The following is a 22,117-nucleotide window of genomic DNA, read 5'->3' as shown; positions in this document are numbered from 1 at the left end:
TCATCTCTCCACTAATGCCATACGTTTGTTATACCATGCCATCAATATAGCGATACTCACACTAATCGTAAAATAAGCCAGCATAATAATCATTACTGCCTCAATCGCTTGTCCTGTTTGGCTAAGCATCGTATTTACAATAGAAACAATATCTGGGTAGCCAATAGCAACGGCTAATGAACTATTTTTAGTTAAGTTCATAAATGTATTACTCAGCGCAGGAATCATTACACGGATAGCTTGAGGCATGACAATTAGCCTTAATGTTTTTAGCCGTGAGAGCCCTAAAGACTCCCCTGCTTCCCATTGCCCTTTGCCAACACTTTGAATCCCTGAACGCACAATCTCAGCCACAAAAGCTGCTGTGTATAAAACTAACCCTATTATCAACGCAGCTAGTTCTGGACTAAAACTCCATCCATTCACAAAATTAAACCCTTTTAATGCCGGTTTGATCAGCTCCAATTGCCCCCCAGAAAGTAATACTCCCATCATAGGTAGCAGGATAAACAACCCTAAACTTATCCAAAATACAGGTGTTGTTTGCCCAGTTTTTCGTTGTTTTTGCTTTGCTGCCACAGTAATGACATAAGTAAGGAGTATAGCTATCAGCAAACCGACAAATAACCATAGCAGTGATGCACCCTCTAAGGCAGGAATCTTGATACCCCTATTTGATAAAAATATACCGTCAATAGGCGATAATGCTTGACGAGGTGCAGGCAAATTTTCCGTCAGTAATGCATACCAAAAAAACAAATGTATCATCAAAGGAATATTGCGCATTAATTCTACATAAATGGATGCCAATCTATTGACTAGCCAGTTACTTGACAATCGACCAATACCGATCAAGGTTCCAAGTAATGTAGACAAAATAATACCGATAAAAGATACTAATAAGGTATTCAGTAAACCAACTTTAATCGCTCTGGCATAAGTATCAGTAAGTTGATAATCAATTAGCGACTCACCAATAGCAAATCCTGCCTCTTTGTGTAAAAATGCAAAACCTGTTTGAATATTTCTTGAGGATAGATTATCCATGGTATTACTTACTAAATACCATACCACCCATACCACTATCGCTAGGATAATAGCTTGATAGATCCATGAACGGACACGTTCATCATTCCAAGAAAAGGATATTTTTCGTTTTTGCATATACTTATAGTTGTTGTAAAAAATCTTTTCTTGACTATACCATTTAATAGCTTAGGAATTTCAAGTTTTCAGCCCTTACCATGATGAATCTAGTGCTAAAATAACAAAAACGTTATTTACTTATAATAGTCAGACTGTCATTAATGCGGTACTTTCTGTGAGTAGATTTTCATAATGAACAATAAGCCACTATTTGCTGGGTTACTCAATTTGAAAACCTGCCTATCAAAATTCAAACAAAAGCTTGATAACAATCTGACTATTATTTACCTATAATGTCTATCTATTATCTATAGCGTATAAAGTTGCAATATGATTGAATTTCAGCACGTTTTTAAATCCTATGGTCAAAGTGCCAATATCCTTGCCGATATTAACTTTACAATTAATAGTGGTGAGTTTGTGTTTATTTCTGGCCCTTCTGGTGCTGGCAAATCGACCTTATTAAAAATGATTGGCGGTTTAGAGCCACCGAGTAGAGGTGCTATTACTGTTAAGGGCGAACGCGTAGATAAAATCACCCCTAGAGCGATGCCATACTTACGCCGTGCTGTAGGAATTATTCTGCAAGACACTCACCTCCTCTATGATAGAAGTGCTTTTGAAAATGTGATGTTGCCTTTATCTGTGATGGGGCTTAACCCTGACAAAGCTGCCTCACGTGCGAGAGCAGCCATTGTAAAAGTTGGGCTTGGTGGCAAGGAAAAGTTAAATCCTATTGCCTTGTCTGGTGGTGAGCAACAACGCCTTGCCATTGCTAGAGCCATTGTGAATCGCCCTAGTATTCTTATTGCTGATGAGCCTACAGCAAATCTAGACCAAGAAAATGCTCATCTTATTTTAGATGTTTTTCGTGATTTTAATCGTGTTGGCGTGACTACGTTAATCGCCTCACATGATCGCCCTTTGCTACAATGCTATTCAAACCGTACTTTACTGATTGAGCCAGGACGCTTTACTGACTTGGGATACCACTAATGAAAACTTGGTTACATCATCATTCTTATGCATTTAAAACGGCTATTCGTCGTTTGAGTCTAACGCCATTCTCAACAATCACAAATATTATTGTGATTGCTTTTGTGCTTTCCCTCCCCTTAGTCGTGAGTGCTATTATTACGTCCCTAGCACCTGTTACTCAGGTTGTATCAGTTAATCCAGTCATTACTTTGTTTATGAAGAACACGACTAATCTGGATTCTACAAAAGAATTATCAGAGTCATTGCAAAAAGAATTTGCTAGTTCTATTGATAAAATTGAAGTAGTGTCTAAGCAAGAAGCGCTTGATTCATTACGCTCATCAAAACAATGGGCCGACTCTCTAAATGCCTTATCAAACAACCCTTTACCACATAGCATTATTATCACCCTAGCTTCTAATATTAATACCGAGCAGGCAAACCAATTAGCTAATCAATGGGGCGATTTAGAACCCGTTGATATGGTGCAGTTTGATAGCGATTGGCTCAAAAAGCTTGAAGGTATCTTGCATTTCTTCAAAGTCCTACTTGGTATTTTAGCTATTGGGGTAGGAATAATTGTCATCGCTACTATTTTTAATACTGTTCGTATGCAGGCACTTCTTCAACGAGATGAAATTGCTGTTGCTCGTTTGGTTGGGGCAACTGAATCATTTGTGCGTCGCCCTTTTCTCTACTTAGGTGCAATTACTGGTTTATTTGCTGGATTATTAGCCATTGTTTTAACAATCTTTGGTTTAAGCATGATGAATGATGCAATTTTGGTGTTATCTGAAAGTTATGGTCAGTCATTTTCATTAAACTTGCCTTCAGCATTTTGGCTAATTTTAGCGATTATTTTGGTGATGTTTATCGCTGCCCTATCAGCGCGTTGGTCAGTGACTAAGCACTCTAAATTCTAATGCCAAGTTTTGTTCAAAAAATCCAAGCCTGGCAACAACAGTCAGGCCGCCACAATTTGCCTTGGCAAGGCACCAAAGATCCGTACAGGGTTTGGCTATCAGAAATTATGCTGCAACAAACTCAAGTCACTACGGTCATTGATTATTACCAGCGTTTTTTACAACGATTCCCCACTATTGCTGATTTAGCCATGGCATCACAAGAAGAAGTGATGCCATATTGGGCAGGACTAGGTTACTATGCTAGAGCACGTAACTTACATCATTGTGCTGTTACCATCTGGCAAGACTATCAAGGCGAATTTCCGCACTCTCCCGATGAGCTCATCAAACTAAAAGGGATTGGTCAATCCACAGCCAATTCTATTGCCGCATTTTGCTTTGATGCAAAGACACCCATTATGGATGGTAATGTTAAACGAGTATTTGGCCGTTATTATGGAATTACTGGCTATGGTAGTGCCATTGATAAACAGTTATGGGAACAAGCCTACAAAAATGTTATTAATGAAACAAACATTGGGCAATATAATCAGGGATTAATGGACTTGGGTTCATTAATTTGTACCCGAACTCAAGCAAAATGTTCTCAGTGTCCAGTGCAAAAGGATTGTTTTGCTGCCAAACATAATATGCAAAATAGTTTGCCCACTAAAAAACCTAAAAAAACATTACCTACCAAAGAAACCTATTTATTGATATTCAAAGCACATCATCATGTCTTGTTACAACAACGTCCACAACAAGGAATTTGGGGGGGACTCTTATCATTACCTGAACAAGAAAGTCTATCAGCTGTGAATAGTTATTTAAGTAAACATAGTTTTGGTCAGACGACAGAAAAACACTCTTCTACACAACTACTGGCTAGTTTTGAACATGTTTTTTCACACTATCGACTCATTATCCATCCGGTGATGATTACAGCTCAGCGAAATACGCTACAAGACAGTATCTTCATTGAGGATACTCAATGGTATGATATTCACCCTGAGAATCTAGACAAATTAGCTTTACCTCGTCCAATTCATAACCTTTTAAGTGGCTTAAGTCTTTTAGATACAGACTCAACCACAAGTACGCAAATGTGTTTACCCACTAAGTCCTAGAGCGAATTAAGGATTAAAAAGCACTATTGATATAGTGTTAATTAGATGGTTTTGACGGTTTATAGTTAGAAATACTCATTAGTAAACCGCTTGCTAAGCCCAAGGTAACAAGAGCTGTTCCCCCATAACTCATAAATGGTAATGGCACACCCACGACCGGTAAGATTCCCATAACCATACCCATATTGACGAAGATATAAACAAAAAACATCATCGTTAAAGCACCTGCTAATAACGCACCAAATTGTGTTTTTGCTTTGAGAACAATAACAAAACAACGAGCTAATAATAAGGTATATAAAATAAGTAAAAAGATACTACCATACATACCAAATTCTTCAGCATACACTGCATAAATAAAGTCCGTTGTTTGTTCTGGGATAAAGTCCAGATGTGTTTGAGTACCTTGCATATAGCCTTTACCATAAATGCCACCAGAACCAATCGCAATCATCCCTTGTAAGGTATGAAAGCCTTTACCTAGCGGATCTAAAGTAGGATCTAATAAGGTACATACTCTGGTTTTCTGATAGTCATGCAAGATAACCCAATCAAAATCGGGCTGACATAAAATAGGCTCATAATACAAGATTAAAGTAATTACAGTTACCCCAATAATAAATAAAGGAGTTAATAATTTGAAGGATAATCCAGCAAAATAAATCACACAAAACCCTGTGGTAAATACCAGAATAGCTGTTCCCAAATCAGGCTGCTTGATAATTAACACAAAGGGAATTAATAACAAAATGCCAGCAATAAAGAAATCAAAGATCTTTAAATCACTTCTATGCTTATCAAAATACCATGCCAACATCATTGGTACACATAGTTTCATCATTTCTGATGGCTGTATCCGTAAGAAACCAATATCAAGCCAACGTGTTGCACCTTTGCTGGTATAACCAAATAACAGTACAGCTAACAACGACAAACAACCAATGACATAAAATGGAATAACAATTTTCATTATTTGTGAAGGTGTCCATAATGCAACAAACCACATCACAAAAAAAGCAATGATAAAATTTCTTCCTTGTCCTAAAAAACGGCCCTCTGCCTCACCAACAGCAGAATGCATAACCAGCATACCCAGACCAGCAAATAGCAATAGAATAATCAACAAAGGCCAGTCAAACGCCTTTATCGCTCTTACTAAGAATTGAGTCAATATATTCTTCATCTCTCACTATCCCTGACTGGTTGTTTGCTCTTTTGAATCAGGTTGAGGATTTTGCCTATCTACACCTGACGGTATATTATCCAAAATATCTGGCAATGCATCTTGTGTTTTATCCTCAGGATTACTTGGCGTTTCTGAAGGAACCTCTACATCTGATGAAGTTTCATCATTAGGCTCATCTTCTTCCAAGAAAGCCGGTACATAATCAGGCACTTCCTGTCGATTCGGGGACAGCCAATAATCAAATACTTTTCTTGCCATTGGGGCAGCAACTTTCGCGCCCCAACCACCATTCTCAACAATCAATGCCACTGCAATTTTAGGATTATTCACAGGTGCGAAACCCATGTACAGTGCGTGATCATGTAACTTTTTATGCAATCCCCTAGCATTATAACGAGAACCTCGTAAGCTAAAGACTTGAGCGGTCCCCGTCTTACCAGCCGATAAATAATTTGCACCATAAAATATTTTTTTTGCTGTACCAAAGCGAGTCACATCAGTCATTGCATTCTTAATCACTTTAATATCAGCAGGATTTAAAGGAATTGTATACTCTGGTTTTTTAACTACTTGTTCGGCCTTACGAGTAACTTCGTTTTCTAACCAATTAACAACATGGGGACGCATATACACACCATCTGCAGCCAGTACAGATGTTGCTTGAGCTAATTGCATAATTGTCAATGCATTATATCCTTGTCCTACAGCCACAGAAATAGTTTCCCCTGCTAACCAAGTTTGCTTTTTAGGATCTTTATAGGCTTGCTTTTTCCATTCCTTTGAGGGTAATATGCCACGTTTTTCATTGGGTAAATCAACACCTGTACGCTTTCCAAAACCAAACTGAATAGCAAAATCATGTAATCTATCCACGCCTAAGGCTGGTCCCAAACTAAAAAAATACGTATCGGAAGAGACGACTATTGCCTTATGCATATTAGTTGGACCATATACAGCTCTCCCAGCATTATGGAATCTCTGACCACCATATTCAAAATAGCCTGGATCAGGGTATCGAGTATCTGCATCACGCACCCCCAACGATAATGCTGCTAAAGCAACAAACGGTTTATATGTTGAACCGATAGGGAAGGTCCCTGAAATTGGACGATCAAGCAAAGGAGCATCTTCATTTTCAGATAATTTACGCCAATTCTCAACATCAATACCATCCACAAATAAATTAGGATCATAAGATGGTGCTGATACATAGGCCAAAACTTCACCTGATTCTGGCTCAATAGCAACTAACGCACCTTTTTCTGAATATTTGGAATGATTAAAAAGCCCCTCAGCCATTTTTTGTAATCCCATATCGATGGATAAACGTAGATTATCTCCGGGAATTGGGTCAATTTTACGCAATACACGAACAGGTCGACCAGAAGCAGAAATTTCTACTTCTTCCCAGCCTGGTTTACCCTTTAGCGACTGTTCATAACTCGCTTCAATACCCTTTTTACCAATAACTTCGGCACCTCGATACTCACCCTCAAGTCCATCTTTTTCTAATTTTTCTTTATCTTTTTCCGAGATTCTTCCCACATACCCCACTAAATGAGCAGCAGACTCACCTTGTGGATACTCTCTTACCCAACGAGCCTTAACACTCACCCCGGGGAACCGGTATGAATTAGCCGCAAATAATGCCGCCTCTTCATCGGTAATATTGTGTCGGAGCATTACGGATGAAAATCGGTTAGAACCAGCTAAACGACGTTTAAAGCGACGTAAATCAAGATCACTGATAGGAATAAATTCTTTAATTTGAGAAACTATTTCATCAATATTTTTATTAGCGTAAGCAGGAATAATTTCAATGGTATAGTCTCTATAACTACGAGCGAGTACAATACCATTCCTGTCGACAATATCGCCTCTTCTAGGCGTAATTGGTACTAAGGTAATACGATTTCTTTCTGCTCTTTCTGAAAAACCTTGATACCGCTCAACTTGAAGCACCCACAATCTATAAATCAATAGACTAAAGCACAACAAAATGAACATCGTCGCAACAATTATGCGGATCAACAATTTTCTTCTGTCAGGGCCTGTTTTCTGGCTAAACTCGAACATAGCAAGCCTATCAATTTAAGGTGTTGTCATCAATTGGCTGATAAAAGAAAAACTTAAACAGTAAATCAGCAATAAACCAAAGCAAGGCAGTAATCACGCCAGACCATAACCAGCCCCAACCAGCCCAAACACCCGCCAGCCAAGACTCAAACAATCGACTAGGTATGGCAGCCAACACAAATACAGGTAACACAGCTGTAAAGTGGGCAAATACAGAGAACTGCGACATATGTTTTCTCATAAGAATGATGGCATATAAGACAAGTATATAGTACAGTGCATGCCGCCCGAGAATATTGGTATCATGTACATCCATCACGATACCAAAGAGAAAGGCTGTTACTAACCCAACACCTTTAACATTGTAAAAGCACCAAAATGCTAACACCAATAACAAAATATCAGGTGAACCTGGCCAATCTCGCCAAGGCAATAAAGAAGACAAAAATACAATAAAAATGCTCACCCACGCCAATGCTGTTGGAGGGTAAAAAGTATCATCTCCTGAATCAATAGGTCGTAAATTACCTATATGTTTAGATTGTTTACTCGCCATTATGCCCATCCTTACCCGTATCCTGATCGGAATCAGATGGTGTTTTTGCTACATCGGTTAATAATACTAAAAAATGCAAATAGCGTTCTGGGTGTGCTGTGGGCTCTACATAAGCACTAACAAACCCTTGTGCTGAATTTTTTTCAATTTTATTGACTTGACCTATTGCCAATCCTGCGGGGAAAACACCACCAATACCACTCGTAACAAGTTGATCGCCCTCTTTGATATCTGCACCCAACGCCAAATAACGCACTTCTACACGGCTAGGATGACCACTACCATAAACTACAACACGTAAGCCATTGCGCAAAATAATCGCTGGTAAAGACACTCTCTCATCGGTAATGAGTGCTGCCTCTGCTGTATTAGCAGTGACTCGTTGAATTTGCCCCACCAAACCACCTTCACCAATCACAGGCATCCCTGGTGCTATGCCATCATTAGCACCTTTGGTCAGAACTAAGGTTTGATGTAAAGGATTGGGTGCAGCATATAAAATTTGAACAGCAACAGATGGGATGTTGACTGATTTCTTAATCCCTAACAAGCGGCGTAATTGGATGTTTTCTTCAGCCATCTGCGATGCTTGCACAGACAACTGTGTTAAACCAATTCGCTGACGTTGAGATTCTTCGGTTTGTGTACGTACCAACTCAACAGCATTTGACCAATTATAAATTTGTACCACAACATCACGTGGCCATAAGGCAGCACGCTGCAATGGATGAATAACGCTAGCGACGACTTTTCTAACGGGTTCTATATAGTTTGTTTGAGAGTCTGCAATCATAAGAATGACACATAAAATTCCCAAAGCAACAAGTCGCAACCCAGAGACCTGACCCCGCTGAAAAAGGTTCAAGGAATTATTTTGTGGCATCTAATGTCCTGAAACACAAACTAGCACTACCCTACGAAACTTATCTTACGGCATTATGAGCAATCAATAAAGGCGTAGTATAGTGCTATTTAAAATAATTATTCATTAATAAAAACAGGACCTAGAAGCTCTAAGTGCTCTAATGCTTCACCACAACCTCGCACAACGCATGTTAATGGATTTTCAGCCACCATAACAGGCAACCCTGTTTCTTCCTGTAAAAGTCTATCTAAATCTCTTAGTAGTGCACCACCACCAGTTAAGGCAATTCCTTTTTCTGTAATATCCGAGCCTAACTCTGGAGGAGTTTGCTCTAAGGCGATTTTTACAGCAGACACTATTTGATTTAATGGATCAGTTAGTGATTCTAAAATCTCTGTAGAAGTCACTGTAAAACTACGTGGTGCACCTTCAGATAAATGACGACCTTTAACTTCTAACTCACGAACTTCACTACCAGGGAACGCCGAGCCAATTTCTTTTTTAATCATTTCAGCCGTTTGATCACCAATTAGCATTCCATGATGACGACGAACATAATTAACAATAGCTTCATCAAATTTATCGCCACCAACACGCACAGAACCTTTGTAAACCATACCACCTAAGGAGATAATCGCTACTTCGGTTGTACCACCACCGATATCAACCACCATAGATCCGCTGGCATCTGAGACATTTAGCCCGGCACCAATAGCTGCAGCCATAGGCTCTTCGATTAAAAATACTTGGCTAGCACCAGCCCCTAAAGCAGCCTCACGAATCGCACGGCGTTCCACTTGTGTGGATCCACAAGGTACACAAACAATAATTCGTGGACTAGGAGAGAAAAGTCCTCTCGGGTTTACGATGCGAATAAATTGCTTAATCATTTGCTCTGTTACAGAGAAATCAGCAATAACACCATCCTTCATAGGACGGATAGCATCAATATTGCCAGGAACACGTCCAAGCATTTGTTTTGCCGCTTGTCCTACGGCTTGAATAACTTTACGACCATTACCACCGTCATGTCTAATTGCCACTACTGATGGCTCGTCTAGCACGATTCCTTTGCCGCGTACATAAATTAAAGTATTCGCAGTACCGAGGTCAATTGCCATATCGGTAGATAAATAATTTCTTAAAAATCCAAACATTTGTCTTTTCTTTGGTGTGAGGTGAGCAAAAAGAGTTTTTTATTAAGGTGTTATAAATTGGATAACTCTTAATATTAACTTATAATGAAACATATTCCGAGATTTTATCATTTTTAAGCAGCATAAATATACGCTTTTAAGGTAAATTTCCTTTTTTTACATTTTATTTTTAAAAATTATACATTTTATGTCTCTTACACTTAACGATGTGAATCGAATTGCTCGTCTTTCTCGTCTTGAATTAGATGAACAAGAGCAAGCTCAAGCACTTCTTGAATTAAATAGCATGCTTGGCTTAATTGCCCAATTACAGTCTGTTGATACTAGCGGTGTAACTCCATTAGCTCACCCATTATCTGTGCATGAAGAAATTAGTTTACGTTTACGTGAAGACATCGTCACAGAAACATCTTCACTAGAAAAACGTGCTGAATTAATGGCGAATGCACCCGCTGAATCTAACGGTTTATTTTTAGTTCCTAAAGTTATCGAGTAATTATGACCTTATTTAACTCTATTCAAGAAGTTCGTGCTGCACTCGATAGCAAACAAATTAGTGCTGTTGAGCTCGCTCAAGATTCTTTAAACAAAGCAGAAAAGCTTTCTCACCTTAATGCTTTTTTACAGATTGATCCTGAACTAACCTTAGCCCAAGCAAAGCAAGCTGATGCTACTATTGCTAAGGGAGAACAAGGAATACTCACTGGTTTACCCATTGCACACAAAGATGTTTTTGTGACTAAAGGATGGAGAACGACAGCAGCAAGTAAGATGCTAGCAAATTATGTCAGCCCTTTTGATGCTACTGTTGTTGAAAAACTTGCCCAAGCAGGTTGCGTAAATATCGGCAAATTGAATTGTGATGAATTTGCAATGGGATCAGGCAACGAAAACTCTGCTTTTGGTGCTTGCCTTAACCCTTGGGATACAACTGCAGTACCGGGAGGATCATCTGGTGGCTCTGCCGCTGCTGTTGCCGCTGGTATTGTTCTAGGTACAACTGGTACAGATACAGGTGGCTCTGTACGCCAACCCTCAGCGCTTTGTGGTGTTTCTGGCATCAAACCAACTTATGGTACTGTTTCTCGTTTTGGTATGGTGGCTTTCGCTTCTAGTCTTGATCAAGCAGGTCCTATTGCACGCAACGCAAGAGATTTAATGGAGCTACTCAATATAATGAGTGGCTTTGATGACAAAGATTCAACTAGCGTAATGACCTGCGATGGCGTCAAAAACTGCCAACAACGCGTTAAAAATGCGTTTAATCACCAAGTTGCTTTATTTCAATCTAATGGTAGTCAACCATTAAAAGGCATCCGTATCGGTATTCCTGCAGAATATTTTGCTGAGGGTATTGCAACAGAGGTCAAAATAGCTGTAGAGCAAGCGATTGCTAAATTTGTTGAGCTAGGTGCAGAAAGAGTAGATATTTCACTTCCTCGTACTGCTTTAGCTATTCCTGCCTATTATGTTATTGCCCCAGCAGAAGCCTCAAGTAACTTATCGCGTTATGACGGTGTACGCTACGGCCATAGAGCACAAGACTATTCTGGTGTAGAACAAATGATTAGTCGCTCTCGTGCCGAAGGTTTTGGGCCAGAAGTACAACGCCGTATTTTAATCGGTACTTACGTTTTATCCCAAGGCTACTATGATGCCTATTATCTTCAAGCGCAACGTATTCGTCGTATGATTGCCAATGATTTCCAAGAAGCTTTAAACAACAAATGTGATGTTATCATGGGACCCGTCACACCAACTGTTGCTAAAAATATTGGCGACAACAAAGGTGATGTGACTGCCGACTGGTTAGCTGATATTTATACACTTGGCGTAAGCCTTGCTGGTCTTCCTGCAATGTCTATTCCTTGTGGATTTGGCGGCGAAAAACAAAATAGACCTATTGGTTTACAAATCATCGGTAATTATTTTAAAGAGGGTCAGCTTTTAGCTTTAAGTGATTGCTTCCAACAACATACTGATTGGCACCTACGCCAAGCGGAGGTGAAATAATGAGCTGGGAAATTGTTATTGGTTTAGAAACACACGTACAGCTTTCAACCAAATCTAAAATTTTCTCTGGTAGTAGCACAGCATTTGGTGCTGCGCCAAATACTCAAGCCAACCTTGTGGATATGGCATTACCTGGCAGTCTACCAGTAATGAACAAAGAAGCCGTTGCTAAAGCTATCGCCTTTGGTCTAGCTATTGGCGCCAAAGTTGCTCCTTTGTCTATTTTCGCACGTAAACACTATTTCTATCCTGACTCTCCCAAAAACTATCAGACTAGCCAATTTGAGCTACCTGTAGTACTTGGTGGTAAAGTAAGTTTTTTCGTCGGTGAAGAGGAAAAAACCTTAAATCTTACTCGTGCCCATCTTGAAGAGGATGCTGGTAAATCACTGCACGATGACTTCACTGGGCCACATGGTGAGTTATCAACAGGAATTGACCTGAATCGTGCTGGTACACCATTATTAGAAATCGTGACTGAACCAGAATTACGCTCTGCTGCTGAAGCTGTCGCCTATGCTCGAGCATTGCATGGCTTAGTTGTCTGGCTAGGCATTTGTGACGGTAATATGCAAGAAGGCTCTTTCCGTGTAGATGCAAACGTTTCCGTACGCCCCAAAGGAGCCAGTGAATTTGGAACGCGCACAGAAATTAAAAACGTTAACTCATTCCGTTTCTTGGAGAGAGCTATTTTATTTGAGGCTCGTCGCCAAATAGAACTGATTGAAGACGGTGGAAAAGTTGTTCAGGAAACTCGTCTATACGATGAAACAAAAGATGAAACTCGTAGTATGCGTAGCAAAGAAGACGCTCATGACTATCGTTACTTCCCTTGCCCTGATCTACCACCATTAATCATTTCACAAGAATGGATGGATAAAGTCAAAGCGGACATGCCTGAATTACCTGCGGCACGTCGTGCGCGTTATGAGCAAGATTTTAGTTTATCTGCTTATCATGCAGCACAATTAACGTTGAGTCGTCCTATTTCTGATTATTTTGAGCAAGTTGTTAATGCTTCTGGCAAAGAAAACGCCAAAATTGTAGCCAACTGGGTCATGGGCGATGTCATGGCAAGCTTAAATCGCGATGAAAAAGAATTTTCAGACTGTCCTGTTCAACCAGCTAATCTGGCTAAACTTATTCAGCGTATTAATGACAATACCATTTCCAATAAAATCGCTCGTGATGTATTCCAAGCAATGTGGGCTGGAGAGCATAACGCTGATGTAGATGCTATTATTGAGGCTAAAGGACTAAAACAAATTAGCGACACTGGGGCTATCAGTAAAATGATTGATGACGTATTGGCAGCTAACCCAGCTATTGTTGAAGAGTACCGTTCCGGCAAGGAAAAAGCCTTTAACTCTTTAGTTGGTCAAGTGATGAAAGCCGCTAAAGGCAAAGCTAACCCAGCCCAAGTCAATGAGTTACTCAAAAGCAAACTTGCTTAAGGATTAATGGCATGATTTGGAACTTTACAAAAATGCATGGCGTTGGTAATGATTTTGTGGTGCTTGATGGTGTACGTCAATCGATACAAATGACTCCTGAACGTGCAAGAGCCATCGCCCATCGACAATTTGGTATTGGCGCGGATCAGATCCTTTTAGTTGAAGAGCCTACTCATCCAGAAGCTGATTTTCGCTATCGTATTTTTAATGCAGATGGTAGCGAAGTGGAGCATTGCGGTAATGGGTCGCGTTGTTTTGTGCGTTTTGTACATGAGCAAAAATTATCTGGGCGTAATCCTCTAAAGGCTGAAATTGCGACAGGACTTATTATCCTTAAAGAACATGAGGATTACACGGTATCAGTAAAAATGGGGCAAACTCGTTTTACACCGGATGCCATTGCATTTGATACAACGGATTTAGCTAGTACTCAGCAAGGTGAAGATACCTTATGGGTATTACCTTTGCCTAACCATGATCAGGTAACATTATCTGTCGTTGGTATCTCTAATCCACATGTGGTTCAAGTAGTTGAAGATATCGCTACTGCACCCGTATTAGAACAAGGCCCATTAATTGAGTCTCATCCACGTTTTAAAAATCGAGTTAATGCGGGTTTTATGCAAATTGTAAATACCCATGAAATTAAGTTACGCGTTTATGAGCGTGGTGCCGGAGAAACATTGGCTTGTGGTACTGGTGCTTGTGCTGCCGCTGTCGCTGGTATTCGCCGTGGTCTTTTACAAAGCCCCGTAACCGTACACACTCAAGGTGGTGATTTAATCATTGATTATGACCATCAAGAAATTGAAATGACTGGACCAGCAACCACTGTTTATTCGGGCTCAATTGATATTGATAAACTAGTTGCCTCCATTCCAACACAGGTATTAAACCCATGACAAATGAACATCTATCTCCAGAGGTAATTGCAGAGTTTCTGCGTAATAACCCAAATTTTTTAACTGAACATGCTGATATTTTTTCTGAGATTCGTGTTCCTAACCCTGACGGACCTGGATCATTATCGTTACTGGAAAAACAAGTAAGCACCCTACGTGACCGCTTACACTCTACGCAAAATAATTTATATGATTTAGGTGATATTGCTGTTGAAAATCAAGGAATTAATGACACTATCACAGATTGGTGTGCAACGCTATTAGCACAAAAAGAAGAGGAATTAATTCCAGCAGCTATTGTGACTGGTTTACAAGACGCTTTTCCTGAACTTGAAGTTGAATTATTACTTTGGGGGTTTGACCAACTAGAAGACTACCAGCTAGAAGAAAATGTTGAGGTTCAACAATATATCAAATCATTGGTTGCTCCTTATACAGGCTCAGATATCCACCCCGGCATCGCGGCTTGGTTAAGTAATCCCGCTGGTTCTATCGGTATTGCACCTTTGTATGTGAATGACATCGCCATTGGCGCCCTAGTATTTGCTAGTCAAGATGCGAAACATTTCTATCCTGACATGGGCGTATTCTTCCTTGAAAATCTTGGTTACCTAGCAAGTGCTGCCATTTCACGTCTTGCTCCTTCAATTATGGATGAAGAAGTTTCGATTACCACTCAAGAAGACGAGCAAGAACAAAATAGCCATAATGCTGAGGATGATGATTATCCTGAATTAGACCCAGCATAGAACATACATATACTTGAGGCAATGATGAATATTGAGGACAGCTCTACAGCTATCAATGAATGGCTTAACTATCTTTCAAAAGAAAGGCGCTATTCCTCTCATACACTTTCTGCTTATGAACGTGATATGGCTCAATTAGTAGAGCTGTACCCTCAGCATTCACTGCTACAAATTTCACCTACTCAAATTAGATCTGCTATTGCTAGATTACACTCTCAAGACTATAGTCCCCGATCATTAGCACGACTATTATCGACCTGGCGTAGTTTTTATAAATGGTATTGTTTGCAAGCACATCTTGCTATTAACCCAACCTTGGATATCAAAGCACCTAAAATTGCTCGCAGCCTACCAAAAGCACTGAGTACTGACCAAACCAAAACTTTGCTAGATACTGGTGAAGCCATCACAGGCAACGAAGTCATTGCAGCACGCGATCAAGCTATTTTTGAGTTGTTTTATTCGAGTGGCTTACGTCTATCTGAATTGATTAATATTGATATTCAATTTCATCAATCAGGTCATTATGAATCACAAGGCTGGCTAGATTTAAAAGAACGAGAAGTCACTGTTATTGGTAAAGGCAAAAAAACGCGTATTCTTCCTCTCGGTGAGAAAGCCGTCCAAGCCATTGAGTTCTGGCTTACCAAACGCCCCTTATTATTAAAGCCAAATACTTCTGAGAAAGATGCTTACGCCCTCTTCTTGGGCGAGCGAGGTGCACGAATTACGCCTCGAGTGATTCAACTACAACTCAAAAAACTAGGTATAAAAAGTAATATTCCTGCTAATATACATCCCCATGTCTTACGCCACAGCTTTGCCAGTCATTTATTACAATCCTCTCAAGACTTACGAGCTGTACAAGAATTATTGGGGCATGCAAATATTTCTACGACTCAAATTTACACTAAGCTAGACTTCCAGCATTTAGCTAAGGTGTATGATCAAACTCACCCTAGAGCCAAACTAAAAAAATAGGTCTTGGTAAAAAAAACAAAACCTATTTTTTAGCTTTGCCTACTAAAATATCCAAGCCATAAGTTAATTTTGACGCGCAGGTTTTCTAATGAATATAATTTATCGAATGCCTCTCTTACTTGAGAAAGCATGTTCTTATATTATTTCAAGCCCTCTAAAATCTTTTGTGCATTAGATTGCATCATGCCAAAATATGTACTACCTTCCCCACTTTTCGCTAAGGCGTCTGTGTATAAAGTGCCTCCAATTTTTGCACCTGTTTCACGTGAAATTTGCTCTAGCAATTTAGGATTTTTGACATTTTCCAAGAATACTGCGGGGATATTTTTCGCACGAATTTCTTTAATGACATTCGCTATATCTTTTGCTGATGGTTCCGACTCCGATGCAACACCTAAAGGAGTTAAGACTGTCAAACCATAAGCATCCGCAAAATAACCTAATGCTTCATGTGATGTCACTAAATAACGGTGATTAGCTGGTAAGGCTGCAAATGCTTTTTTTAATTCTTCATTCAAGGTTGTTAGTTTAGCTTTATACGCTTTGGCATTCTCTGCATAAAAAGTTGCATTTGCCTTATCTACTTCACTTAATGTTTTTTCAATATTATCTACATACACTACCGCATTTTCTAAACTTTGCCATGCGTGGGGATCAATATTTCCATGATGGTGATGGCCTTCATGTCCATGCTCATGTCCTTCATGCTCGTGATCATGATCCTTATGATCATGTGTAGCATGCTCTTTGGCATGTTGATGATCATCATCGTGTTCATGTTCATGCTCTTCTTTTTTACTTTCCTCACCTATTATTTCTTCTTGGAGCTTACGAGCCTTGATACCATCTGATACAGCCACTAACTTACCAGAAAAATCAGCCGCCATCGCTAAATTATTAGCCCAAGAATCTAACTCTAAGCCATTTACAAAAAAAGCTTTAATATCACCATGAGAGGCAAAACGTTTAATATCCTCTGGACGCATTTCATATTGGTGCATATCTGCATCAGTACCGACAAGATTAATCACTTCAACCTTATCACCACCAACATTTTTAACCATGTCTTCAATAATAGAAAAACTCGTCGCTACTTTAATATTTTCTGCGTGAGCGAATGTACCCACACTTATACCTAATGCCAATGCCAAAAATAACTTCATCTTTATTTTCTCCTATTTAGCTTATGCTTTAATAACCCACCTTGTGGGCCAAAACTTAACGCCAGCAGATAAATAATGCCGGCAGTCAGAATAATACAAGCCGATGTTGGAAGGCTAATATGAAAGGAAATTACCATTCCAACATATACACTACAAATGCCTATCAACACTGAAGTAAAAATTTGTTGTTCTAAGGTTCTTCCAATAAACTTAGCCGCAATCGCAGGTAGAAGCATCATCCCCACTACCATTAACGTACCTAAGACCTGAAATCCCGACAATAAATTCATGACTAATAACAATAAAAACACAATATGCGTTTTGCCTTTTCCACCATCTACTTTAAAGAAGGTAGGATCCAAACAATCCATAATTAGTGGTCGATAAACTAATGCAAGCACAAGCAAAGATACGCTACTAATAATCATAATAAGTAATAAGGCTGTATCATCTAATGTCAGTACTGACCCAAACAGCACATGCAATAAATCCATATTGGTTCCACGAGCAGAGACAATGACTACCCCAAGTCCTAAAGAAATAAGGTACAAAGCCGCAAAGCTCGTATCTTCTTTAAGCATAGTTAACCTAGCAATAACGCCAGCAGCTATCGCCACAATAAGCCCAGTCACTAAACCACCTATAAACATTGCCATCATCGACATGCCAGCAAAAAGAAAGCCTAGTGCAACGCCAGGCAAAATAGCATGAGACATCGAATCCGCGACTAAACTCATTCTTCTAAGCACTAAAAAAACGCCTAATGAACTAGTAGATAAGGCGAGAAAGACACCACCAAACAACCCTCTCGCCATAAAACTAAAATCAACAAAAGGGGCTAAAAAAATTTCATACATCTTAGAACCCCTGTAATGCTAACCGTCGAGCTTTTTGCAAATTATCTTCAGTCAATATTGACTGTGTCTCCCCCCATGCAACCACTTCACGTGCTAATAGTAGGGTTTGAGGGAAAACTTGTCTTGCTAACTCAACATCATGTAGAACCACAATAACCGTTTTGCCTGTCGCATGCCAATCCAACATAATTTGCATCAACTCTGCACTAGTATGCTCATCTATCGCTGTAAATGGCTCATCTAAAATATAAACATCAGGGCGTCGAACAATCAACCGAGCAAATAAAGCACGCTGAAATTGTCCTCCCGACAAGGTGCCTATTAACTGATTAGCATTATGTTGAAGACCAACTGACGTTAATGCCTGATGAATATAGTCTCTTTCTTGGGAAGAATATGCTCTAAAGGCACCGACACGCTTCCATGCTCCCATAGCCACTAAGTCAAAAACAGTAATGGGAAATGCATGATCAATTTCATTTTTTTGGGGAAGTAATCCAATACCTGACGTTAAATCTGGCGCAATTTCTATACTGCCTGATGATGGCTGAATAACCCCTGTGATAGCTTTAATTAATGTTGACTTACCAGCTCCATTAGGGCCAAGTATTGCCGTCATCGAACCTTTTTCAAATTGTCCATTTATTTTTTTTAAAATTTCATTTTGAGAGTTGTCTCGTTGACCGACCGACAAATCAGACACCCTAATGGCAAACATTTAAATCCAACCTAAAACATTAGCCACCAATAGCCATAATAAAGCAATTAACAAGCTTAAAGGAAATACTCTAGAATAGGCTGACTGCAGCCATATAGTACTTGAACACTTGGATAAGTCAGTCGGACTCACTACCTCCGCTTGAGCATCCAAGGAATCGCCATAAGCACTCGTTTTCATTGTAAAATTCATAGATAATCATCAACTATTCGTTTTATTTTCATGCATTATAGCATAATGTTATAATATAACATTACATTTTAGGGTCGTAAATGCAAAGCTTATCACCACAATCAGTACAAAAAAGCCTGTCAGAAGCCGCAGCACTTTGTGACGCAAGGGGAAAACGCTTAACACCTATTAGAGCCCAAGTTCTTGCGCTAATGCTCCAAGATGGTCGTAGCCTAAAAGCTTACGAATTACTCAGCAAAATTCAGGCTATCATGCCTAACGCTAAGCCTGCTACGGTTTATCGTGCCTTAGATTTTTTAGCCGAAGAAGGGTTTATTCATAGGCTTGATGCTATTAATGGCTGGACTGCTTGTCAACATATTCATCAGGATCACGAAGGCCACGAACATCACCACGACTTGCTCGCCGTTTGTACCGAATGTGGTGCCGTAAAAGAAATCAGCGCCCCTGATATTAGTAAAAAGCTAAATGCTCTTTTAAATGATGTTGGCTTTAGCCCTAATACTCACGAAACAGAAATTCGAGCCACTTGTTCAAATTGTAAAAAAAATCATTTATCCAAAAATTTATAGACAAGTTTCCCTTATTGAGCACAGAAAATACATTTTTTGCACTTTCAGCCTTGTTATTTTTCATTTTGCCCATATTTAGGTGCGATATTTTGAAAACTATGCTAAAACCTATGATGTCATATACATGTAGTATTGACATGTTATGCTGTCTGGCTTGATAGCATTTTTACCTGCACTAGGAAATAAAATGAGCAATAAAATGGTTCCTGTCACTGTTTTGACTGGTTTTTTGGGTTCTGGAAAGACAACCCTTTTAAAACGTATTCTGACTGAATTTCATGGTCGTCGCATTGCTGTCATTGAAAACGAGTTTGGGCCCGAAAGTATTGATAACGAACTGTTGGTTCAAGACTCAGAAGAAGAAATCATTGAGTTAAACAATGGCTGCGTATGTTGTACCGTACGTGGAGATTTACAGCGTACATTACTAGACTTAAAAGAACGACGTGAAAAAGGCGAGCTTTCTTTTGAGCGCGTAATGATTGAAACAACTGGCGTAGCCAATCCTGGACCAGTTTGCCAAACATTTTTTATTGATGAAGAAGTCGCTAGCTACTATATGTTGGATGCGGTAATCACTGTTGTTGATGCCAAACATGGTATGGAAACACTTGATACCCAACCAGAAGCACAACAACAAGTAGGTTTTGCCGATCGTATTCTACTATCAAAACTTGACTTAGTCAGTGAGGAAGAACACAAAGCTCTTTATAAGCGCCTAGTCCATATGAATCCACGAGCCAAAATTACACCTGTTAATTTTGGAGAAGTAGATTTAAATAGCATTATTGATATTTCTGGCTTCAATCTCAATGCCGTCCTTGACATTGACCCAGAATTTCTCAAAGAAGATAATCACCACGACCATGAACATCACCACCACCATCATCATGACCATGAGTGTGACGAGCATTGCCATCATGACCACAAGCATGACCATGAGTGTGATGAACATTGTCACCACCATGACCATCACCATGCGCACCATGATGATGAAATTGGTGCTTTCTTATTTACCTCGGATAAACCATTTGACCCCATTAAACTAGATGATTTTTTAAGTGGTTTAGTCCAAGTGTATGGCCCTGATTTATACCGTTACAAAGGCATTCTTTATATAAAAGGTGCTCCAGTACGTTATTTACTGCAAGGGGTACACATGATTTTAGGCACCAACCCAGGTAAACCTTGGGGTAGCAATGAGAAAAAACATAACAAAATTGTGTTTATCGGCAGAAAATTACCACAAGAAATTTTCAAGCAAGGCTTGACTCAATGTCTCGCCTAAAATCACTTTTTTCTTTTTAATCTGTTTCAATATTTTAGGAGGCTAATAACATGGCCAAATCAGTAAAAAAGACAACCACTACAGAAGAGCCATTATTAAGCGAAGAACAAATCTTAGCCATGCCTGAATCTGACTACATGAATGATGCTCAACTTGCCTTTTTCAAAAATCGCTTAAAAATGTTGGAGCATGATATTCTCAATAAGGCGGATAAAACCACAGAAAACCTTAGAGAGACTCAGTTTGTTCCTGATCCAGCCGATCGCGCTACTATTGAAGAAGAGCACGCTTTAGAGTTAAGAACGCGTGATCGTGAACGTAAACTACTGAAAAAAGTTCAGCATTCTTTGCAACTGATTGAATCGAAAGAATATGGCTGGTGTGAAGAAACAGGTGAGCCTATAGGCATAGGCCGTTTACTTGCTCGCCCAACAGCTACACTATCACTAGAAGCACAAGAGCGTCGCGAAAAACGTCAAAAGCTTTACGGTGATTAAACGCCTTTTTCATAAATTAGCAAACGTTTTATAAAACTGTTTGTAGTACACATAAGGTCATCCTCACGGTGGCCTTTTTTATTTCACCTTCTTTACGATTTTGACAGGTAGTCTTTCTTACCAGCACTTGAAAAATGATAACCATCCCCCACTTAGACAAAATCTTTTCCACTTTATTTAAGGAAAGCAAATGGAACAATTTCACGCAACTACCATTGTCTGCGTTCGTCGCGGTGATGAAGTCGCTATCGGGGGTGACGGACAAGTCACACTAGGCAATATCGTTATTAAAGGTACAGCTCGCAAGATTCGACGCCTATATCATGATAAGGTTCTCGCTGGTTTTGCTGGCGCTACAGCAGATGCCTTCACTTTACAAGAACGTTTTGAGGCAAAACTTGAAAAGCACCAAGGACATTTATTACGTGCAGCTGTTGAGTTAACTCGTGATTGGCGTACAGATAGAGTATTACGCCGTCTTGAAGCAATGCTCATCGTAGCGGATAAAGAGCACACACTTGTACTAACAGGTAATGGTGATGTACTAGAACCTGAGCATGGTATTGCCGCAATTGGCTCTGGTGGTGCCTATGCACAATCAGCAGCCCAAGCTCTTTTGCATAATACTAATCTTTCACCAGACGAAATCGTAAAAAAATCGTTAGAAATTGCTGGTGATCTATGTATCTATACAAACCAAAATCATATTATTGAAAAACTCTAATACAGAAGGAA

Annotated in this window: 23 protein-coding genes; 13 read left to right on the top strand and 10 right to left on the bottom strand. The window is 39.6% G+C overall.

Going from position 1 to position 22,117, the window contains the following annotated elements:
- Complete coding sequence (locus BQ4443_RS00965; protein ID WP_071057770.1) at window positions 1–1,164, bottom strand: amino acid ABC transporter permease; 1,164 nt, start codon at window positions 1,162–1,164, stop codon at window positions 1–3.
- Window positions 1,165–1,476: 312 nt separating this feature from the next.
- Between BQ4443_RS00965 and BQ4443_RS00960 the strand changes: the two genes are divergently transcribed.
- The 3 genes from BQ4443_RS00960 to mutY are packed head-to-tail and all read left to right on the top strand — an operon-like array spanning window position 1,477 to window position 4,156.
- Window positions 1,477–2,142 carry a cell division ATP-binding protein FtsE gene (locus BQ4443_RS00960; RefSeq protein WP_023952126.1) on the top strand — a complete coding sequence of 222 codons (666 nt, stop codon included), beginning with the start codon at window positions 1,477–1,479 and terminating at the stop codon, window positions 2,140–2,142.
- The gene (locus BQ4443_RS00955) at window positions 2,142–3,047 is read left to right on the top strand and encodes a cell division protein FtsX (RefSeq protein ID WP_023952124.1); all 906 of its coding nucleotides are present in this window, start codon (window positions 2,142–2,144) and stop codon (window positions 3,045–3,047) included. Before BQ4443_RS00960 ends, BQ4443_RS00955 begins: the two co-directional genes overlap by 1 nt.
- Window positions 3,047–4,156, top strand: coding sequence for an A/G-specific adenine glycosylase (mutY, locus tag BQ4443_RS00950; protein ID WP_071057769.1), 1,110 nt, complete (start codon window positions 3,047–3,049; stop codon window positions 4,154–4,156). The genes BQ4443_RS00955 and mutY overlap by 1 nt, the downstream gene beginning before the upstream one ends.
- 37 nt (window positions 4,157–4,193) lie before the next feature.
- Here the strand turns inward: mutY and rodA are convergent, their stop codons facing one another.
- The 5 genes from rodA to BQ4443_RS00925 form a co-directional block, all read right to left on the bottom strand.
- The gene (gene rodA, locus BQ4443_RS00945; protein ID WP_023952120.1) at window positions 4,194–5,339 is read right to left on the bottom strand and encodes a rod shape-determining protein RodA; all 1,146 of its coding nucleotides are present in this window, start codon (window positions 5,337–5,339) and stop codon (window positions 4,194–4,196) included.
- Between the two features lie 6 nt (window positions 5,340–5,345).
- Window positions 5,346–7,418, bottom strand: coding sequence for a penicillin-binding protein 2 (mrdA, locus tag BQ4443_RS00940; protein ID WP_071057768.1), 2,073 nt, complete (start codon window positions 7,416–7,418; stop codon window positions 5,346–5,348).
- Window positions 7,419–7,428: 10 nt separating this feature from the next.
- Entirely contained in the window at window positions 7,429–7,974 is a 546-nt protein-coding gene (gene mreD, locus BQ4443_RS00935) for a rod shape-determining protein MreD (RefSeq protein ID WP_071057767.1), read from the bottom strand.
- Complete coding sequence (gene mreC, locus BQ4443_RS00930) at window positions 7,964–8,857, bottom strand: rod shape-determining protein MreC (RefSeq protein WP_023952118.1); 894 nt, start codon at window positions 8,855–8,857, stop codon at window positions 7,964–7,966. Before mreC ends, mreD begins: the two co-directional genes overlap by 11 nt.
- A gap of 98 nt (window positions 8,858–8,955) precedes the next feature.
- Window positions 8,956–9,996, bottom strand: a complete 1,041-nt coding sequence (locus BQ4443_RS00925; RefSeq protein WP_023952116.1) for a rod shape-determining protein — start codon at window positions 9,994–9,996, stop codon at window positions 8,956–8,958.
- Window positions 9,997–10,183: 187 nt separating this feature from the next.
- Between BQ4443_RS00925 and gatC the strand changes: the two genes are divergently transcribed.
- Genes gatC through xerC form a run of 6 tightly spaced genes read left to right on the top strand, consistent with a single transcriptional unit; the run spans window position 10,184 to window position 16,095 of the window.
- On the top strand, window positions 10,184–10,492 hold the full coding sequence (gene gatC / locus BQ4443_RS00920) for an Asp-tRNA(Asn)/Glu-tRNA(Gln) amidotransferase subunit GatC (RefSeq protein ID WP_023952114.1): 309 nt from the start codon (window positions 10,184–10,186) through the stop codon (window positions 10,490–10,492).
- 2 nt (window positions 10,493–10,494) lie between these two features.
- Window positions 10,495–12,009: an Asp-tRNA(Asn)/Glu-tRNA(Gln) amidotransferase subunit GatA gene (gene gatA / locus BQ4443_RS00915; protein WP_023952112.1), complete on the top strand. Its 1,515-nt coding sequence runs from the start codon at window positions 10,495–10,497 to the stop codon at window positions 12,007–12,009.
- Window positions 12,009–13,463, top strand: coding sequence for an Asp-tRNA(Asn)/Glu-tRNA(Gln) amidotransferase subunit GatB (gene gatB / locus BQ4443_RS00910; protein ID WP_071057766.1), 1,455 nt, complete (start codon window positions 12,009–12,011; stop codon window positions 13,461–13,463). Before gatA ends, gatB begins: the two co-directional genes overlap by 1 nt.
- 11 nt (window positions 13,464–13,474) lie before the next feature.
- Window positions 13,475–14,365: a diaminopimelate epimerase gene (dapF, locus tag BQ4443_RS00905; protein ID WP_071057765.1), complete on the top strand. Its 891-nt coding sequence runs from the start codon at window positions 13,475–13,477 to the stop codon at window positions 14,363–14,365.
- Window positions 14,362–15,114, top strand: a complete 753-nt coding sequence (locus tag BQ4443_RS00900; protein ID WP_071057764.1) for a DUF484 family protein — start codon at window positions 14,362–14,364, stop codon at window positions 15,112–15,114. The genes dapF and BQ4443_RS00900 overlap by 4 nt, the downstream gene beginning before the upstream one ends.
- Before the next feature lie 24 nt (window positions 15,115–15,138).
- Window positions 15,139–16,095, top strand: coding sequence for a tyrosine recombinase XerC (gene xerC / locus BQ4443_RS00895; RefSeq protein WP_023952104.1), 957 nt, complete (start codon window positions 15,139–15,141; stop codon window positions 16,093–16,095).
- 140 nt (window positions 16,096–16,235) lie between these two features.
- On the opposite strand, the gene BQ4443_RS00890 is transcribed toward xerC, so the two are convergent.
- Genes BQ4443_RS00890 through BQ4443_RS00875 form a run of 4 tightly spaced genes read right to left on the bottom strand, consistent with a single transcriptional unit; the run spans window position 16,236 to window position 19,025 of the window.
- Window positions 16,236–17,258, bottom strand: a complete 1,023-nt coding sequence (locus tag BQ4443_RS00890) for a metal ABC transporter solute-binding protein, Zn/Mn family (protein ID WP_071057763.1) — start codon at window positions 17,256–17,258, stop codon at window positions 16,236–16,238.
- 2 nt (window positions 17,259–17,260) lie between these two features.
- Entirely contained in the window at window positions 17,261–18,115 is an 855-nt protein-coding gene (locus BQ4443_RS00885; protein WP_023952100.1) for a metal ABC transporter permease, read from the bottom strand.
- Window position 18,116: 1 nt separating this feature from the next.
- Window positions 18,117–18,833: a metal ABC transporter ATP-binding protein gene (locus BQ4443_RS00880; protein WP_023952098.1), complete on the bottom strand. Its 717-nt coding sequence runs from the start codon at window positions 18,831–18,833 to the stop codon at window positions 18,117–18,119.
- Window positions 18,834–19,025, bottom strand: a complete 192-nt coding sequence (locus BQ4443_RS00875) for a hypothetical protein (protein ID WP_143000516.1) — start codon at window positions 19,023–19,025, stop codon at window positions 18,834–18,836. It lies immediately after the preceding gene.
- Window positions 19,026–19,105: 80 nt separating this feature from the next.
- On the opposite strand from BQ4443_RS00875, the gene BQ4443_RS00870 reads away from it, so the two are divergent.
- The 4 genes from BQ4443_RS00870 (at window position 19,106) to hslV (ending at window position 22,106) form a co-directional block, all read left to right on the top strand.
- Complete coding sequence (locus tag BQ4443_RS00870) at window positions 19,106–19,597, top strand: Fur family transcriptional regulator (protein WP_023952094.1); 492 nt, start codon at window positions 19,106–19,108, stop codon at window positions 19,595–19,597.
- A gap of 187 nt (window positions 19,598–19,784) precedes the next feature.
- Entirely contained in the window at window positions 19,785–20,885 is a 1,101-nt protein-coding gene (locus BQ4443_RS00865; RefSeq protein ID WP_023952092.1) for a CobW family GTP-binding protein, read from the top strand.
- Between the two features lie 50 nt (window positions 20,886–20,935).
- Window positions 20,936–21,382 (top strand): RNA polymerase-binding protein DksA, encoded by a 447-nt coding sequence (gene dksA, locus BQ4443_RS00860; RefSeq protein ID WP_071057762.1) that lies wholly within the window; start codon window positions 20,936–20,938, stop codon window positions 21,380–21,382.
- A 190-nt stretch (window positions 21,383–21,572) separates the two neighbouring features.
- Complete coding sequence (gene hslV / locus BQ4443_RS00855; RefSeq protein ID WP_023952090.1) at window positions 21,573–22,106, top strand: ATP-dependent protease subunit HslV; 534 nt, start codon at window positions 21,573–21,575, stop codon at window positions 22,104–22,106.
- Window positions 22,107–22,117: the final 11 nt, after the last annotated feature.

Origin of the sequence: Pelistega sp. MC2 (assembly GCF_900099475.1) — a bacterium.
In the GTDB taxonomy this organism is placed as follows: Bacteria; Pseudomonadota; Gammaproteobacteria; order Burkholderiales; family Burkholderiaceae_B; genus Taylorella; species Taylorella indica.
The sequence above is the reverse complement of the archived record's forward strand: the minus strand, read 5'-3'. Positions and strand labels throughout refer to the sequence as shown.

Excerpts from the sequence above, each read along its gene's own strand:
- BQ4443_RS00965 (WP_071057770.1), bottom strand. The coding sequence starts at position 1,164 with ATGCAAAAACGAAAAATATCCTTTTCTTGGAATGATGAACGTGTCCGT.
- BQ4443_RS00960 (WP_023952126.1), top strand. The coding sequence starts at position 1,477 with ATGATTGAATTTCAGCACGTTTTTAAATCCTATGGTCAAAGTGCCAAT.
- BQ4443_RS00955 (WP_023952124.1), top strand. The coding sequence starts at position 2,142 with ATGAAAACTTGGTTACATCATCATTCTTATGCATTTAAAACGGCTATT.
- mutY (WP_071057769.1), top strand. The coding sequence starts at position 3,047 with ATGCCAAGTTTTGTTCAAAAAATCCAAGCCTGGCAACAACAGTCAGGC.
- rodA (WP_023952120.1), bottom strand. The coding sequence starts at position 5,339 with ATGAAGAATATATTGACTCAATTCTTAGTAAGAGCGATAAAGGCGTTT.
- mrdA (WP_071057768.1), bottom strand. The coding sequence starts at position 7,418 with ATGTTCGAGTTTAGCCAGAAAACAGGCCCTGACAGAAGAAAATTGTTG.
- mreD (WP_071057767.1), bottom strand. The coding sequence starts at position 7,974 with ATGGCGAGTAAACAATCTAAACATATAGGTAATTTACGACCTATTGAT.
- mreC (WP_023952118.1), bottom strand. The coding sequence starts at position 8,857 with ATGCCACAAAATAATTCCTTGAACCTTTTTCAGCGGGGTCAGGTCTCT.
- BQ4443_RS00925 (WP_023952116.1), bottom strand. The coding sequence starts at position 9,996 with ATGTTTGGATTTTTAAGAAATTATTTATCTACCGATATGGCAATTGAC.
- gatC (WP_023952114.1), top strand. The coding sequence starts at position 10,184 with ATGTCTCTTACACTTAACGATGTGAATCGAATTGCTCGTCTTTCTCGT.
- gatA (WP_023952112.1), top strand. The coding sequence starts at position 10,495 with ATGACCTTATTTAACTCTATTCAAGAAGTTCGTGCTGCACTCGATAGC.
- gatB (WP_071057766.1), top strand. The coding sequence starts at position 12,009 with ATGAGCTGGGAAATTGTTATTGGTTTAGAAACACACGTACAGCTTTCA.
- dapF (WP_071057765.1), top strand. The coding sequence starts at position 13,475 with ATGATTTGGAACTTTACAAAAATGCATGGCGTTGGTAATGATTTTGTG.
- BQ4443_RS00900 (WP_071057764.1), top strand. The coding sequence starts at position 14,362 with ATGACAAATGAACATCTATCTCCAGAGGTAATTGCAGAGTTTCTGCGT.
- xerC (WP_023952104.1), top strand. The coding sequence starts at position 15,139 with ATGAATATTGAGGACAGCTCTACAGCTATCAATGAATGGCTTAACTAT.
- BQ4443_RS00890 (WP_071057763.1), bottom strand. The coding sequence starts at position 17,258 with ATGAAGTTATTTTTGGCATTGGCATTAGGTATAAGTGTGGGTACATTC.
- BQ4443_RS00885 (WP_023952100.1), bottom strand. The coding sequence starts at position 18,115 with ATGTATGAAATTTTTTTAGCCCCTTTTGTTGATTTTAGTTTTATGGCG.
- BQ4443_RS00880 (WP_023952098.1), bottom strand. The coding sequence starts at position 18,833 with ATGTTTGCCATTAGGGTGTCTGATTTGTCGGTCGGTCAACGAGACAAC.
- BQ4443_RS00875 (WP_143000516.1), bottom strand. The coding sequence starts at position 19,025 with ATGAATTTTACAATGAAAACGAGTGCTTATGGCGATTCCTTGGATGCT.
- BQ4443_RS00870 (WP_023952094.1), top strand. The coding sequence starts at position 19,106 with ATGCAAAGCTTATCACCACAATCAGTACAAAAAAGCCTGTCAGAAGCC.
- BQ4443_RS00865 (WP_023952092.1), top strand. The coding sequence starts at position 19,785 with ATGAGCAATAAAATGGTTCCTGTCACTGTTTTGACTGGTTTTTTGGGT.
- dksA (WP_071057762.1), top strand. The coding sequence starts at position 20,936 with ATGGCCAAATCAGTAAAAAAGACAACCACTACAGAAGAGCCATTATTA.
- hslV (WP_023952090.1), top strand. The coding sequence starts at position 21,573 with ATGGAACAATTTCACGCAACTACCATTGTCTGCGTTCGTCGCGGTGAT.